This window comes from Kitasatospora sp. NPDC089913, from assembly GCF_044748625.1.
GTDB lineage: Bacteria > Actinomycetota > Actinomycetes > Streptomycetales > Streptomycetaceae > Kitasatospora.
Genome location: NZ_JBIVGI010000004.1, coordinates 111,539 through 128,665, shown reverse-complemented (window position 1 = coordinate 128,665; position 17,127 = coordinate 111,539). Strand labels below are relative to the sequence as shown.

Annotated in this window: 7 protein-coding genes; 5 read left to right on the top strand and 2 right to left on the bottom strand. The window is 73.7% G+C overall.

All coding sequences use genetic code 11. The annotated features are described in order from the left end of the window. Positions 1-20 precede the first annotated feature (20 nt). Positions 21-278 carry a hypothetical protein gene (locus ACIPYS_RS08750; protein ID WP_159424728.1) on the top strand — a complete coding sequence of 86 codons (258 nt, stop codon included), beginning with the start codon at positions 21-23 and terminating at the stop codon, positions 276-278. A gap of 209 nt (positions 279-487) precedes the next feature. Here ACIPYS_RS08750 and ACIPYS_RS08745 read toward each other — a convergent pair whose 3' ends face one another. Next, positions 488-1,057 (bottom strand): hypothetical protein, encoded by a 570-nt coding sequence (locus ACIPYS_RS08745; protein ID WP_093858396.1) that lies wholly within the window; start codon positions 1,055-1,057, stop codon positions 488-490. A gap of 282 nt (positions 1,058-1,339) precedes the next feature. On the opposite strand from ACIPYS_RS08745, the gene ACIPYS_RS08740 reads away from it, so the two are divergent. Further along, a complete protein-coding gene (locus ACIPYS_RS08740; protein ID WP_093858397.1) occupies positions 1,340-2,857 on the top strand; it encodes an MFS transporter in 1,518 nt (505 codons plus the stop codon). A gap of 51 nt (positions 2,858-2,908) precedes the next feature. Here ACIPYS_RS08740 and ACIPYS_RS08735 read toward each other — a convergent pair whose 3' ends face one another. Further along, on the bottom strand, positions 2,909-4,549 hold the full coding sequence (locus ACIPYS_RS08735; RefSeq protein WP_400744866.1) for an MFS transporter: 1,641 nt from the start codon (positions 4,547-4,549) through the stop codon (positions 2,909-2,911). Positions 4,550-4,662: 113 nt separating this feature from the next. On the opposite strand from ACIPYS_RS08735, the gene ACIPYS_RS08730 reads away from it, so the two are divergent. From ACIPYS_RS08730 to ACIPYS_RS08720, 3 genes are all read left to right on the top strand, one after another. Next, positions 4,663-5,529 carry a helix-turn-helix transcriptional regulator gene (locus ACIPYS_RS08730; RefSeq protein ID WP_400744864.1) on the top strand — a complete coding sequence of 289 codons (867 nt, stop codon included), beginning with the start codon at positions 4,663-4,665 and terminating at the stop codon, positions 5,527-5,529. A 217-nt stretch (positions 5,530-5,746) separates the two neighbouring features. Beyond that, a complete protein-coding gene (locus ACIPYS_RS08725; protein ID WP_400744863.1) occupies positions 5,747-6,346 on the top strand; it encodes a fasciclin domain-containing protein in 600 nt (199 codons plus the stop codon). Between the two features lie 274 nt (positions 6,347-6,620). Continuing rightward, positions 6,621-17,039, top strand: a complete 10,419-nt coding sequence (locus ACIPYS_RS08720) for a hypothetical protein (RefSeq protein ID WP_400744861.1) — start codon at positions 6,621-6,623, stop codon at positions 17,037-17,039. The last annotated feature ends 88 nt before the right edge of the window (positions 17,040-17,127 follow it).

Here is a 17,127-nt window from a genome sequence, read left to right as displayed (position 1 = left end):
GACCCGGAAGAATGGGCCGGGTGACCAGCACCCAGCCCCTCCCCCGCGGCCTCACCGCCCTGATCCCCGACGCCCGAACCAGGGCCACGCCCGGTGAGCGCGCCGCCTCCCAGCTGCTCCACCTGCGCGAGGCCACCGTGCCGGTCCCGCTCCTCGCCGCGGCCGCCGAGCTGATCACGCCCCAGCTGAAGGACCCCGACCCGGCCACCCAGGAGGCGGCCGCGGCGGTCCACGCGCTCCTCCTCGCCGCCATCGAGGGCGCCGCCCCCGACCGGTAGCCCGCACGTTCCGGCGGGCCCCGGGTCGGAACCCCTACGGCCCGGGAGCAGGGCCCGCGGACGGTGGCAGCAGGCAGGGGGTGATGACGCTCAGGTACATACGGTCCCCGGTACCGGAAGTGGAGGCATTGGCCGAGTAGCGGCCGCTGGGGTGGAAGGCCCTCGTCGGGGTGCGGGGAGGACGGGTCCCGACGAAGATCTCGCAATTCTCAGGCGCTCTCGCAGTGGCGGCCCGCCGCGGCGAGGGCGCTGCGCCGGATGAGGCCGACACCCGGGCGGATCAGGAGCCAGTACGCCGCGAACCGTCGCCTCGCGCGCGCGTCGGTCCCCTGGATCCGAGTCTCCGTCACCAGCCGCGAGCCGCTGCCGTGGGCGAACACCTCGTGCGAGATGACCGCCTTCGCCCAGCCCGGCTCGGCGAACGCGGCGAACGCCGCGCCGTCCCCCGGTCGCGCCGGCTCCCGCGGCACCGGGCTCCAGAACCGCGCGACCCGGCCGAGCACCAGGGCCCGCCCCGGCTCGTCGGCCAGGGTCACCCAGCGGTCGTCCCTGCGGAACAGCTCCGCCAGGGGCACCGAGCGGTCCAGCAGGTCGGGGCCCGTGTTCCGCAGGCGCGAGGGCAGCGTCCGCAGTGCCAGCAGCATCCGGGGCAGCGGAAGGTCGGCCAGCGTCACCCTCTGCAGCGCCGCCCAGACCTCCTCCGGCGGCGCCGCCAGAGTGATCCCGTGAACCGCTCGGTGCCCGTACACGGGCAGGAACCGATCCAGCGTCTCGTCCATGGGGAACAGGCCTTTCCGAAGTCCGGAGCCGAGTACGGGGCCCGGTGTCCGGCGCTGCGGACCCGGTCGTTCACCCGGCCGGCCGGGTGAACGCACCCCCATCGCCAGCATGGCCCGCCGCATCCCCAACCACCAGACCCGGCAGCCGAGTTGCCGGAACCGGACACCGGCAGGCCCGGTGGGCGGGATGCGCCGGACGAACGGGGCGATGTGGTGTGGTGTGGTCGTGCGGGATCCGGGCAGACGCCGGGAGTCCTACCGGCGCGAGGGAAGGAGTTCGCCATGTCCGACCCGGTGGAGGGAGCGGGGCGAGAGGTGCGGCAACGGCCGCCCGCCCAGGACCGCCCCGGCGACGGGGTCGTCGAGACCGACGTCCCCGCGCGGCTGGACCGGCTGCCGTGGTCCCGCTGGCACTGGCGGATCGTGATCGGGCTGGGGACGGTCTGGATCCTCGACGGCCTCGAGGTCACGATCGTCGGCAACATGGCGGCCCGGCTCGCGGAGAGCGGCAGCGGGATCACCATCACGACCACCCAGGTCACCACGATCGCCGCCGCCGTCTACGTCGCGGGGGCGTGCAGCGGCGCGCTGTTCTTCGGCTGGCTGACCGACCGGCTGGGCCGCAAGAAGCTCTTCATGATCACCCTGGCCGTGTACCTGGCGGCCACCGCCGTCACCGCGTTCTCGTGGTCCGCCTGGTTCTTCTTCCTCTGTCGCTTCTTCACCGGATTCGGCATCGGCGGCGAGTACGCGGCGATCAACTCCGCGATCGACGAGCTGATCCCGGCCCGGGTGCGCGGCCGGATCGATCTGGTGATCAACGGCAGCTTCTGGATCGGCGCGGCGATCGGCGCCTTCGCCTCGATCGCCCTGCTGAACACCGCCCTGTTCGCGACCGACCTGGGCTGGCGGCTGGCCTTCGGCATCGGCGTGGCCCTCGGCCTGGTCATCCTGCTGGTGCGCCGGCACGTCCCGGAGAGTCCGCGCTGGCTGTTCACCCACGGCCGGGCCGAGGAGGCCGAGGAGGTGGTGGCCGAGGCCGAACGCATCGTGCGGGAGGAGTACGGCCGCGAGCTGCCGCCCGTCGAGGGCGGACCGATCCGCATCCGCGAGCGCGGCCCGCTCGGCTTCGGCACCATCGCCCGCACGGTCGTGACCCGCTATCCGCGCCGGACCGTGCTCGGCCTGTCCCTGTTCATCGGGCAGGCCTTCCTCTACAACGCGGTGACCTTCGGCTACGCGGTGATCCTCACCAAGTTCTTCGCCGTCCCCGAGGGCGACACCGGGTACTACTTCGCGGTGATCGCGGTCGGCAACTTCCTCGGTCCGCTGCTGCTGGGCGGCCTGTTCGACTCCGTCGGGCGCAAGCCGATGATCGCCGGCACCTACATCGGTTCCGGTGTGCTGCTGTTCGGCACCGCGCTGCTCTTCCAGCAGGGCTCCCTGTCCGCCGTGACCATGACCGCCTGCTGGACGGCCGTCCTGTTCCTGGCCTCCGCGGGCGCCAGCTCTGCCTACCTGACGGTCAGCGAGATCTTCCCGCTGGAGACCAGGGCGATGTGCATCGCCTTCTTCTACGCCGTCGGCACCGCCGTCGGCGGCATCAGCGGCCCGTTGCTCTTCAACGGCCTGGTGGGCAGCGGAAAGGTCTCCGACACCACCCTGGCCTTCTGCATCGGCGCCACCCTGATGACGCTCGCCGGACTGGTCGAGGCGGCGATCGGCGTCAAGGCCGAACGGCGCAGCCTGGAGTCACTGGCCGCTCCGCTCAGCGCCGTCGAACCCGAACGGACCGGGTAGGACGGGCGAGGGATACGGCCGAGGAGTACGGGCGAGGGCCACGGCCGAGTGCTACGGACGGGGTGCGCGGGCTCGGTCCGCGGAGCGGCGCGGTGCGAGCGCGCACCAGGTGAGGACGGCGCCCAGGGCGGACAGGGCGGCGAGGACGAGGCCGAGGGTGTGGAAGGCGTCGGTGAAGCCCTCGGCCAGCGCGGCGCGATGGGCCTCGTCCACCCGGCCCTGGACGGCGTGCCCGGCCAGCCGGGTCGCGGCCTCGGAGGGGAGGCCGCCGCCCGTCGACCGGGCGGCGGTGAGCGTCGTGAGCAGGGCGGCCGCGCCGGCGACGGCCACCGACTCACCGGTGATCCGCATCGTGTTGAAGATGCCCGCCGCGGCGCCGGCGTTCTCGACCGGGACGGTGCCGACGGCGGCGTTGTCCATCACTCCGAACGCCAGCCCGACGCCCATGCCGAAGGGGAGCAGCGGAAGCGCCAGGGCCGGCCACGATCCGTCGCCGCGCAGGGTCGTCAGGAGCAGGGCGCCGACCACGATCAGCACGGAGGCGGCGGTCAGCACCGCCCGCACGGAGGTGCGCGCGGCCAGCCGGGCGGCGGCGAGCGGCAGGAGCAGCACCGGTGCGGTCATCGGCAGCAGGAGCAGTCCGCTGGCCGAGGTCGAACGGCCGGCGACGCCCTGGAGGTAGGCGGGCAGGTAGACCAGCAGGACGACGAAGCCGAGGGTGACGGTGAAGGGCTGGCAGACCAGCGCGGCGAACTCGGGCCTGCGGAACAGCCGGACGTCGAACATCGCGCGCTCGCCCAGACGGACCTCCACCGCGGCGAACAGCACCACCAGCGCCACGGCCGCGGCGAGCAGCAGCAGGGTGCCCGGTGCGGCCCAGCCCGCGGCCCCGGCCCGGACGAAGGCGAGCGAAAGGAAGGCCAGTCCGGCGGTGAAGGCGGCCGGCCCGGCCAGGTCCAGGGCGGTCCCGGCGGGGTTGCGGGACTCCGGGGCGCGGGTCGCGCACAACCAGGCGGGCACCGACATCACCGCGACCAGGAGGAACACCGAGCGCCAGCCGGCCAGTTCGACCAGGACCCCGGCGAGCGGCGGCCCGATCGCCAGGCCCGTGCCGAACGACGTGCCGAGGATCCCAAAGGCCAGCTGTCGGCGCCGGCCGGACGTGGCGTGAGCCAGTACCGCCGCGCCCGAGGCCAGGACGGCCGCCGCACCGCATCCCTGGACCGCCCGGGCCGCGTCCGCCAGGGCCATCGAGGGCGACAGTGCGACCAGCAGCGACATCGCACCGACCAGGGCGATGCCGGTCAGCAGGACGCGGCGGCGGCCGAACCGGTCCGCGAGGCCGCCGGCCGCGAGCGGCAGGGCGGCGAACGTGACGTTGAAGGCGTTCAGCATCCACTGCGCGGAGCCGGTCGAGGAGCCCAGCCGGGCGGCCATGTCCGGCAGGGCGACCGCCGCCCCGGTGACGGAGAACGGCAGCATCACTCCGGCGGAGGCGACCGCGAGCACCGTCGGCCAGTAGCCGCGCCCGATGTCGCCGCCACCGCCGCCGGTCCGGGTCCCGGACCGGGTCCGAGTCCCGGACCGGGCCGGGGACGGTGGCGGCGACGGGGCGGCGAGGGCAGGAGGGGCAGCGAGGGCGAGCGGGGCGGAGTGCCCGGTTCGAGCGGAAGGGGCGGAAGGAGTGGACATGACGTCGATCGTTCGCGAGGACCACCCGCGCATGAAGGACCCGCCGTTCCCTGGGACCGACAGGGCCACCCTCCCGCCGCCGCACCCCCGCCGGCACCTCCATACTGGAACGCATGGCCGGGACGAACACGATCAGCGACAGGCTCGGTGACTACCTTCGGGCGCGGCGCGCCCTGGTGTCACCGGCGGACGTGGGCCTGCCGCCGACCGGCCGCCGCCGCGTGCCCGGACTGCGACGCGAAGAGGTCGCCGAACTGGTCGGGCTGAGCACCGACTACTACGTCCGCCTGGAGCAGGGACGCGCCGACCGTCCGTCCGACCAGGTCCTCGACGCTCTCGGCCGAGCGCTGAGGCTCGGATCCGCCGAACGCGCCCATCTGCACGACCTGGCCCGGCCGCCCCGCCCGGCCCGGACGACGGCAGCGGCCGGCGTCCGGAGCGAGATGCTGCGCCCGGCGGTGCGGCAGGTCGTCGAGGCCGTCCCCGTCTCCCCCGCCCTGGTCATGAACGATCGCAGCGACGTCCTGGCCTGGAACCGGCCGGCGACCGCTCTGATCGCCGACTTCCCCAACCTGGCGCCGCGCGAGCGGAACATGGCCCGACGGATCTTCCTGGCCCCGGACGCCCGCGAGGTCCACTCCGACTGGGACGAGGCCGCGCGCACCACGGTCGGCGTCCTGCGCATGGCCGCCGGGCGGCGCCCGCACGACCCGGAACTCGTGCGCCTCGTCGGCGAACTGTCGCTGGGCAGCGACATCTTCCGCAAGCTGTGGGCCGGCCACCATGTGCACGAGAAGACCCACGGCCCCAAGCGCTTCCGGCATCCCGTCGTCGGCGATGTCGCGCTGACCTACGAGACCTTCCAGGTCCCGGGCGCCGCCCACCACGTCCTCGTGGTCTACACGGCCCCGCCCGGCAGCCCCGCCGAGCAGGCCCTGCACCTCCTCGACCGGTCCGACGGTGTGCCCGCGGTCCGCTGAGGCCTCACCGCACGGAAACCCGCCGGCCGACCGTGGTGATCTCCACCGCCCCGGGAAGGACGACGGCCGGGGGGCCGGGGGCGGGGGCGGAGACGGCTCCGCACGGGTGACGGGCGTTGCCGTGCGGGCCGGATCTCCCGGGCGGCGGCTCGGTACGGTGTCACCATCTGGGGCGTATCCGGCACGATTCGACCGGTTCCCCCTGGAGGATCCCCGTATGAGCCGCCGCACCCACCGCCCCGCCCTCCTCACGGCCCTGGCGCTCGCCGTCGCCCCGCTCGCCGGTTGCGGCGGTGTCGACGCCGGGACCGGTGGGCCCGGCCCGGTGGCCGTCGCGCCCCCGCCGCCCGAGAAGGCCTTCGGCCAGGCCTGCGCGACGATGACCGGCGACGGCGCGGGCAGCCTCGACGCGATGGGCCGCCTGCCGGTGCTGGGCGCGATCGACCGGGCCAAGGACCTCTCCCAGTTGTCCGCCCTGGTCAAGACGGCCAAGGCGAAGGACATCTTCGACTCGATGGAGAACGTCACCGTCTTCGCCCCGAACGACGCGGCCTTCGCCAAACTGGGCGAGGACCAGAGGAAGGCCCTGGCCACCCAGCAGGGCGCCGGCGACCTGGTCCGCAAGCTCATCGTCGTCCGCGACCTGCGCAAGGACGATCTCCAGGACAAGCAGTACACCTCGCTCCAGGGTGCCGCGATCAAGGCCACCGGCAGCGGTGAGGACTACCGCGTCGGCGGCGCGCAGGTGCTCTGCGGCAGCATCAGGACGGCCAACGCGCGGCTCGCGATCCTGGACACCGTGCCGACCTTCGGCTGACGGCCGCAGGCGACGGGCGCCCAGGGCCGGTCCCGGGCGCAGCGGCCCCGCCCCACTCCGCCCCGGGGCCGCTCCACCCGACTGCGCCGAACGGTGACCCGGATGGGCCGAAAGCGCGGATTCCGGCACAAAAGCCGACTGACACGTCATCAGGTCGCCCTCATGGGCACCCCTTCTCGGCAGTCTCTGATCTCATCTGCGTACATTCGCCTGATTTGTCGTGTTGTCCGCCCAGCTGGGCCCGTGCGCGCACGGTCGCGAGAGGAGACGCCGGATGGCCCCGGTGAGGTCGTTGCTCGGCGGTCGGTTCCGGACGGCGACGCGCGGCGTGCTCGCGCTCCTGTGCCTGGTCCCCCAGGGCGGACTGGCGCTCGCCGCCGCCCCTCCCGCCCACGGCCCGCAGGGCCTGCCCCGGGAGCAGCGGGCACAGGTCGCGTGCACCCCGACCGGCAGCTTCACCAACTGCGCCCGCGTCACCTACAGCGGCGCCGACCAGACCTTCACCGTGCCGGCCGGCGTCACCGCGGTGTACGCCCGGGTGTTCGGCGCCGGCGGCGCGGGCTCCCCCCGCGACTACTACACCGGCCAGTACGGCGGCGGCGGTGGCGGCTACACCACCGGGACCCTGGCGGTGACACCCGGTCAGTCGCTGACCCTCACCGTCGGCCAGGGCGGCCGGCTCAACAGCACCGCCTCCACCTACGGCGGGGGCGGCGGGGGCGGCCAGGGCTTCTCGGTGTCCGGCGGGGCCGGCGCGACCGGCGGCAGCGGCGGCGGCATGAGCGCCGTGTGGAACGGTGCCTACGGCAGCAATCCGCTGGTCATCGCCGGTGGCGGCGGCGGCTCCTCGCCCGGCGCCGACGCGACCACGCCGGCGGCCGGCGGCGGTGGCGGCAGCAACGGCGGCCAGGACAACCAGCCCGCCGCCTCCGGTCGGGGCGGCACCCAGACCGCGGGCGGCGCCGCCGCCACCCAGACCGCGTGCGCGGCCGCCACCGCCGGCAGCCAGTACCAGGGCGGCCGCGGCGCCCCCTTCCCGCAGAACGAGGGCGGCGGCGGTGGCGGCGGCGGCTACTACGGCGGTGGTGGCGGCGCCTGCCAGCGCGGCGGCACGCTCGACGCCAACGGCATGGGCGGCGGCGGCTCCGGCTACAACCGGGGAACCGGCGTCACCAACACACAGACCTCCAACGGCACCAACAGCAACGGCAACGGCGTCGGCGGAACCTCGGGCGGCCGGGGCGACGCCCAGTACACCAGCGGCATCGGCGACGGCGGCGGCTACAGCAACGGCGGCAACGGCGAGATCGTCCTCGAGTGGGTCACCCAGGTCGGCCTGTCCGTGAAGAAGACCGCCTCCCCCGTGACGTACGTCCCGGGACAACGGCTCACCTACACCTTCGTGGTGAGCAACGCCGGACCCGCGCCCGCCGTCAACGCCGCCGTGCGCGACGCGCTGCCGTCCGCGCTGTCCGGCTTCACCTGGACCTGCGCGTCCGGGGGCACCGGCAGCAGTTGCGGCGCCGCGAGCGGCACCGGCAACCTGGACACGACCGCCACGATCGCGGCCAACAGCTCCGTGACGTACACGGTGACGGGCACCGTCCCCTCCTCCACCACCGGTACGCTGTCGAACACCGCGACCGTGACCCGCCCGGCCGCCAGCACCGACCCCAACTGCGGTCCGACCTGCTCCAGCACCGTCGACACCCCCGGGCGCCCCACCACCGGTCTGTCGGTCACCAAAACCCCGGACAAGAACCCGTACGTGCCCGGCCAACCGCTCACCTACACCATCGTGGTCAAGAACGACGGCCCCTCGGACGCCCCCGGGACCTCGGTCAGGGACACCCTGCCCACCACGATCCGGAACTTCTCCTGGACCTGCACCGCCGCCGGGGGCGGCAGTTGCGGCACCCCCGCCTCCGGCACCGGCGACATCAACACCACCGTCGACCTCCCGGCGGGCGCCCAGGTCACCTACCGCCTCACCGGAACCGTCCCGGCGGACGCCACCGGCTCCCTCGACAACCGCGCCACCGTCACCCCGCCGGGCGGCGTCACCGACCCGAACTGCTCCCCCAGCTGCACCAGCACCGCCAACCCCGTCCCGCCCGGCAACCAGGCCAACCTGGTCGTCTCGAAGACGCTGCTGACCAACCCCGTGGTGCCCGGCCAGCAGATCAGGTGGCAGGTCAAGGTCACCAACAACGGTCCCTCCCGGGCCCGGAACGTCGTGGTGACGGACCAGGTCCCGGCCGGCGTGACCGCCGCGAGCATGGCCGACGACCAGGACGGCACCGCCTGCCCGATCACCGGCGGCACCGCGAACTGCCCCGCCGTCGAGATCCCCGTCAACGGCACCGCCAGCTGGACCCTCACCGGCACGCTGGACCCCAACGCGACCACCACGCCGACCAACACCGCGCTGGTCACCGGCGGCCCCGACCCGTCCGCCGCCACCCGTACCGCCGTCGCCTCGCCGACCGCGAGCCCCTCGCCGCAGGCCGGCCTCACCATCTCCAAGACGCTGCTCACCAATCCCGTCGTGCCCGGCGGGCAGATCCAGTGGCGGGTCACGGTGACCAACAACGGGCCGTCCCGGGCCCGGAACGTGGTCGTGACGGACCAGGTGCCGGCCGGCGTCACCGGCGCGACGATGCGGCAGGGTGTCGACGGGGCCAACTGCCCGATCAGCGGCGGCGTCGCGACCTGCCCGGCGGTCGAGATTCCGGTCGGTTCCTCCCAGACCTGGACCCTCACCGGCACCCTGGACCCGAACACCACCGTCACACCCACCAACACGGCGGTGGTCACCGGTGGCCCCGACCCGGGCGCCACCGCCCGGACCGCGGTCGCCTCGCCGACCGCGAGCCCCTCGCCGCAGGCCAACCTGACCGTCTCCAAGTCGCTGCTCACCAGCCCGGTCGTGCCCGGCCAGCCGGTCCAGTGGCGGGTGACGGTGACCAACAACGGGCCGTCCCGGGCCCGGAACGTCGTGGTGACGGACCAGGTGCCGGCCGGCGTCACCGGCGCGACCATGACCGCCGACACGGGCGGGACCAACTGCCCGATCACCGGCGGCATCGCGACCTGCCCGGCAGTCGAGATCCCGGCGGGTTCGTCGCTGAGCTGGACCCTCACCGGGACCCTGGACGCCAACGCCACCACCACGCCGGCCAATACGGTGACGGTCACCGGCGGACCGGACCCCTCCGCGTCCTCGCGCACCGCCGTCGCCTCGCCGACCGCCGGCCCTTCACCGCAGGCCAACCTGACCGTCAGCAAGTCCCTGGTGACCAACCCGGTGGTGCCCGGGCAGCGGATCGAGTGGCGGGTCAACGTCTTCAACGCCGGTCCGTCACGGGCCCGGAACGTGGTCGTCACGGACACCGTCCCGGCCGGGGTCGACAACCCCGTGATGACCGCGCCGAACGGCACCACCTGCCCGATCACCGGCGGCGTCGCGAACTGCCCGGCGGTCGAGATCCCGGCCGGACAGGCACTGAACTGGACGCTGACCGGCACACTGGACCCCAACGCGACGACGACGCCGACGAACACGGCGACGGTCACCGGCGGCCCGGACCCGACGGCATCCACCCACACGGCGGTGGCCTCGCCGACCACCTCGCCCTCGCCGCAGGCCGACCTGACGGTTTCGAAGGTCCTGCTCAGCAACCCGGTCGTCCCCGGGCAGCAGATCCAGTGGCGGGTGACGGTGACCAACAACGGGCCGTCGCGGGCCCGGAACGTGGTGGTGACGGACCAGGTGCCGACCGGCGTCACCGGCGCGACCATGACCGCCGACACGGGCGGGACCAACTGCCCGATCACCGGCGGCATCGCGACCTGCCCGGCGGTCGAGCTCCCGGCGGGTTCGTCACTGAGCTGGACCCTCACCGGGACCCTGGACGCCAACGCCACCACCACGCCGGCCAATACGGTGACGGTCACCGGCGGACCGGACCCCGCAACCCCGACCCACACCGCCGTAGCCAGCCCCTCCGGCTCGCCGTCGCCGCAGGCCAACCTCACCGTCTCCAAGGTCCTGCTCACCGACCCGGTGGTCCCGGGGCAGCAGATCCAGTGGCGGGTCACGGTCACCAACAACGGCCCGTCCCGGGCCCGGAACGTGGTCGTGACGGACCAGGTGCCGACCGGCGTCACCGGCGCGACCATGACCGCCGACACGGGCGGGACCAACTGCCCGATCACCGGCGGCATCGCGACCTGCCCGGCCGTCGAGATCCCGGCCGGCTCCTCGCAGACCTGGACGCTGACCGGCACCCTCGCCTCCGACGCAACCTCCACGCCGGTGAACTCGGTGACGGTCACGGGCGGCCCGGACCCGTCGGCGTCCACCAGGACGGCGGTCGCCTCGCCGACCACCTCGCCTTCACCGCAGGCCGAGCTGACGGTTTCGAAAGTGCTGCTCACCAACCCGGTCGTCCCCGGGCAGCAGATCCAATGGCGGGTCACCGTCACCAACAACGGCCCGTCCCGCGCCCGGAACGTCGTGGTGACGGACCAGGTGCCTACCGGCGTCACCGGCGCGACCATGACCGCCGACACGGGCGGGACCAACTGCCCGATCACCGGCGGCATCGCGACCTGCCCGGCCGTCGAGATCCCGGCCGGCTCCACGATGACGTGGACGCTCACCGGCACCCTCGACGCCAACGCAACCTCCACGCCGGCCAATACGGTGACGGTCACCGGCGGACCCGACCCGGCAACCCCGACCCACACCGCCGTCGCCAGCCCGACCAACACGCCGATGCCGCAGGCCAACCTGACGGCTTCGAAGGTACTACTCACCAACCCGGTCGTCCCCGGGCAGCAGATCCAATGGCGGGTCACCGTCACCAACAACGGCCCGTCCCGCGCCCGGAACGTGGTCGTGACGGACCAGGTGCCGACGGGCGTCAACGGCGCGACGATGACCGCTGATACAGGCGGGGCCAACTGCCCCATCAGCAGCGGCATCGCGACCTGCCCGGCGGTCGAGATCCCGGCGGGTTCGTCGCTGAGCTGGACCCTCACCGGCACGCTGGCCCAGGACGCCACGGTCACACCGACCAACACCGCGACCGTCACCGGCGGACCCGACCCCGCAACCCCGACCCACACCGCCGTCGCCACCCCGACCAACACGCCCACAGCGCAGGCCAACCTCACCGTCTCCAAGGCGCTGCTCACCAACCCCGTCGTCCCCGGGCAACAGATCCAGTGGCGGGTCACCGTCACCAACAACGGACCCTCCCGGGCCCGGGACGTCGTCGTCACCGACCAGGTACCGGCCGGCGTCGGCAACGCCTCAATGGCAGCGGCCGACGGCACTCCGTGTCCCGTCACCGGCGGTACGGCGACCTGCCCGGCCGTCGAGATCCCGGCCGGCTCCACGATGACGTGGACGCTCACCGGCACCCTCGACGCCAACACGACGGTCACGCCCACCAACACCGCGACGGTCACCGGCGGACCCGACCCGGCAACCCCGACGCACACCGCCGCCGCCACCCCGACCAACACGCCCACGCCGCAGGCCGATCTGACCGTGTCGAAGGTCCTGCTCACCAACCCCGTCGTCCCCGGCCAGCAGATCCAGTGGCGGGTCAGCGTGACGAACAACGGACCCTCCCGGGCCCGTGACGTCGTCGTCACCGACACTGTTCCCGCCGGGGTCGACAACGCCTCGATGAAGGCGGATGCCGATGGGGTCAACTGCCCGATCAACGGTGGCGCCGCCACCTGCCCCGCTGTCGAAATCCCCGTCGGCCAGACCCTGACCTGGACACTCACCGGCACACTGGCCCAGGACGCCACGGTCACACCGACCAACACCGCGACCGTCACCGGCGGACCCGACCCCGCCACACCCACCCACACCGCCGTCGCCACCCCGACCAACACGCCCGCGCCGCAGGCCAATCTGACCGTGTCGAAGGTCCTGCTCACCAACCCCGTCGTCCCCGGCCAGCAGATCCAGTGGCGGGTCGGCGTCACCAACAACGGACCCTCCCGGGCCCGTGACGTCGTCGTCACCGACACCGTTCCCGCCGGGGTCAACAACCCGGCGATGACGGCTGCCGACGGAACCAACTGCCCCATCAGCAACGGCACAGCCACCTGCCCCGCTGTCGAAATCCCCGTCGGCCAGACCCTGACCTGGACACTCACCGGCACACTGGCCCAGGACGCCACGGTCACACCGACCAACACCGCGACCGTCACCGGCGGACCCGACCCCGCCACACCCACCCACACCGCCGTCGCCACCCCGACCAACACGCCCACAGCGCAGGCCAACCTCACCGTCTCCAAGGTCCTGCTCACCAACCCCGTCGTCCCCGGCCAGCAGATCCAGTGGCAGGTGACCGTCACCAACAACGGACCCTCCCGCGCCCGCGACGTCGTCGTCACCGACACCGTCCCGGCCGGGGTCGGCGGGCCGAGCATGACGGCCGCCAACGGAAGCGTGTGCCCGATCACGGACGGCACGGCCGTCTGCCCGGCAGTCGACCTTGAGGTCGGACAGACGGTCTCCTACACGCTGAGCGGCACGTTGATGCAGGACGCGACCGTCACGCCCACCAACACGGCGGTCGTCACCGGCGGACCCGACCCGGCGACACCCACGCACACCGCCGTCGCCTCGCCCACCGATTCGCCCTCGCCGCTGGCGCGCCTGACCGTCGCCAAGGCGCTGGTGACCGACCCGGTCGTGCCGGGCGAGGTCGTCCAGTGGCGGGTCACCGTGACCAACAACGGTCCGTCCAAGGCGCGCAACGTCGTCATCACCGACCGGATCCCGGCCGGGGTGTCCGACGCCGTCCTCCAGTCGGACGCCGACGCGTCCGCCTGCCCGATCACCGACGGGGCGGCGGTCTGCCCCGCGATCGAGCTGGAGGTCGGACAGACCGCCTCGTACACGCTGACCGCTACGCTCGCGCCGGACGCGACCGTGACCCCGACGAACACGGTGGTGGTCACCGGCGGACCCGACCCGGCCACGCCCACCCGCACCGCCGTCGCCTCACCGACCGACTCGCCCGTACCGCAGGCGAACCTGAGCATCGCCAAGGCGCTCCTCACCAACCCGGTCGTGCCCGGAGAGCGGATCGAGTGGCGGGTCACGGTGACCAACCGCGGTCCTTCACGGGCCCGGAACGTCGTCGTCACCGACCAGGTGCCCACCGGGGTGACCGACCCGGCGATGACCGCTGACGACGGAACGAACTGCCCGATCAGCGGCGGGACGGCGACCTGCCCGGCCGTGGAGATCCCGGCCGGCGGCAACGTCTCGTACACCGTCGGCGGGACGCTCGACCCGGCGGCGACCGGCACCCCGGTCAACGTGGCCGTCGTCACCGGCGGACCCGATCCGACCGCGACCGCGCACACGGCGACAGCGCACGCCAGCGAGACGGTCGAGCCGCGGGCGAACCTCACCGTGTCGAAGGCGCTGCTCACCGACCCGGTCGTGCCCGGTGAGTCGATCGCCTGGCGGATCAGCGTGACCAACAACGGGCCGAGCCTGGCCCGCGATGTCGTGGTGAGCGACCGGATCCCGGCAGGTGTCGTCGGTGCCTCGCTCTCGCCGGACGCGACGGGCGCGGCGTGCCCGGTCACGGACGGCACGGCCGTCTGCCCACCGGTCGAGGTCCCGGTCGGCGGGACCGTCACGTACACGTTGAGCGGCACGCTGGCGCAGGACGCCACGGTCACGCCGACCAACACGGTGACGGTCACCGGCGGGCCCGACCCCGCAACCCCGACGCACACCGCCGTCGCCAGCCCGACCAACACGCCCACCCCGCAGGCGAAGCTGACGGTCTCCAAAGTGCTGGTGACCGATCCGGTAGTGCCCGGCCGGACCGTGCAGTGGCGGGTGACCGTGGTCAACGACGGTCCTTCGCGAGCCCGGAACGTCGTCGTCTCGGACCGGGTCCCGGACGGGGTGTCGGGGGCCTCGATGGTCTCGGACGAGGACGGCACCGTCTGCCCGGTCGCGAGCGGCACCGCCACGTGCCCGGCGATCGACCTGGAGGTCGGGGAGACCGCCTCGTACACGCTGAGCGGCACGCTGGCCCAGGACGCCACGGTCACGCCGACCAACACGGTGACGGTCACCGGCGGGCCCGACCCGGCCACACCGACGCACACCGCCGTGGCCTCACCGAGCGAAACCCCCGCACCGCAGGCCAACCTCGTCGTCGCCAAGATCCTGGTCACCGACCCGGTGGTCCCGGGACAGCAGATCCAGTGGCGCGTCACCGTCACCAACAACGGACCCTCCCGAGCACGGAACGTCGTCGTCACCGACCGCGTACCCACCGGGGTGTCCAACGCTTCGATGACGGCCGACGACAGCACCGCGTGCCCGATCACGAACGGGACCGCAACCTGCCCCGCCGTGGAGATCCCCGCCGGGGAAACCCGGACCTGGACCCTGACCGGCACCCTCGACGCCAACACGACCGTGACCCCGACCAACACCGCCACCGTCACCGGCGGACCCGACCCCGCGACACCCACCCACACGGCGGTTGCCTCGCCGACCAACTCTCCGACGCCACTGGCCGACCTCACGGTGTCCAAGGTTCTGCTCACCAGCCCCGTCGTGCCGGGTCAGCAGATCCAGTGGCAAGTGACCGTCACCAACAACGGACCCTCCCGCGCCCGCGACGTCGTCGTCACCGACACCGTTCCCGCCGGGGTCGACAACGCATCCATGACCGCCGCCGACGGGACCAACTGCCCGATCAGCGGCGGGACGGCCACCTGCCCCGCCGTCGAACTCCCGGCCGGCTCCTCCGCGACCTGGACACTCACCGGCACCCTCGACGCCAACACGACGGTCACTCCCACCAACTCCGTGACGGTCACCGGCGGGCCCGACCCCGCAACCCCGACCCACACCGCCATCGCCTCACCGAGCGAAACCCCCGCACCGCAGGCCAACCTCGTCGTCGCCAAGATCCTGGTCACCGACCCGGTGGTCCCGGGACAGCAGATCCAGTGGCGCGTCACCGTCACCAACAACGGACCCTCCCGAGCACGGAACGTCGTCGTCACCGACCGCGTACCCACCGGGGTGTCCAACGCTTCGATGACGGCCGACGACAGCACCGCCTGCCCGATCACGAACAAGACCGCAACCTGCCCCGCCGTGGAGATCCCCGCCGGGGAAACCCGGACCTGGACCCTGACCGGCACCCTCGACGCCAACACGACCGTGACCCCGACCAACACCGCCACCGTCACCGGCGGACCCGACCCCGCGACACCCACCCACACCGCCGTCGCCAGCCCGTCCGTCGAGCCGGTGCAGGAGGCCCGCCTCTCGGTCTCCAAGGCGCTGCTGACTGATCCGGTCGTGCCCGGGCAGCGGATCCAGTGGCAGGTCTCGGTGACCAACCGGGGCCCCTCGGTGGCCCGTGACGTGCTGGTCACGGACCGGGTGCCCGCAGGCGTGAACGGCGCCTCGATGGCAGCGGACGACGGCACCGCCTGCGCGATCTCCGGCGGCACCGCCGTCTGCCCGCCCGTCGGGATCCCGGTCGGGGCGACCCGGACCTGGACCCTGACCGGCACCTTGGCCCCGGACGCCACGGTCACGCCCACCAACACCGTGACGGTCACCGGCGGCCCCGACCCGGCCACGCCGACGCACACGGCGGTCGCCTCGCCCTCGGGGTCGCCGTCGGCACAGGCGCGGCTGAGCGTCGCCAAGGTGCTGCTCACCGATCCGGTCGTCGCCGGGCAGCGGATCCGGTGGCGGGTCACCGTCACCAACCACGGGCCTTCGCGGGCGCGGAACGTCGTGGTCACCGACCGGGTGCCCGCCGGGGTGCACGACGCCTCGATGGCGGCGGACGACGGCGCCGCCTGCCCGGTCGCGGACGGGACGGCGACCTGCCCCGCCGTGGAGATCCCGGTCGGCGGCACGGTGGGCTGGACGCTCACCGGCACGCTGGACGCGGATGTCACGGCCGTCCCGGTCAACACGGTGGTGGTGACCGGCGGGCCCGACCCGGACGCGACCGAACGCACTGCGGTGGCCACCCCGACCGTGCCGATCACCGTGCGGCACGACCTGCTGCTGACCAAGCACGCGACGCCGGCGGCCCCGAAGCCCGGTGACCGGGTCACGTACACCGTCACCGCCACCAACCGGGCCAGTGGCACGTACTTCGGCGCCGTCGTCACCGACGACCTCTCCGGGGTCCTGGACGGAGCGGTCTACGGTCTGGACGCCGGCGCCGACACCGGGCGGACGGCCTACGCGGCGCCCCGGCTGACGTGGACGCTGGACCTGCGCCCCGGAGCGACGGCGACGCTCAGCTACACCGTCACCGTGAAGCCCGGGGCGGGTGGCGCGACGCTCGTCAACCGGCTCTCGGCCGACGGGTCCAACTGCTCCACCGCCGACGGGAACGGCGCCGGAGCGCGGCGGGCGGCGGCGGTGGGCACGGGCGGCGACTGCTCGACCACCACCACGGTCCGCAGGCCGCCGAGCCCGAGCCCCAGTCCGACGACCCGGCCGCCGCTGCCGAGCCCCTCTCCGACGATCCGGCCGCCGCTGCCTCCGACCGGCAGCGGCAGCCCGAAGCCCGCGCTGCTGGTCACCGTTCTGCTCCTCGCCCTCGGCGGCCTGCTGGTGGCGGCGCGGCGCTCGCGGCGCTGACGTCCGCCTCGCGCCGCCGGGCGGTCGGCTCTGCCGTCCGCCCGGCGGCGGGTCGGTACGGTGCGGCCCGGCGGCGGGTCGGTGCGGG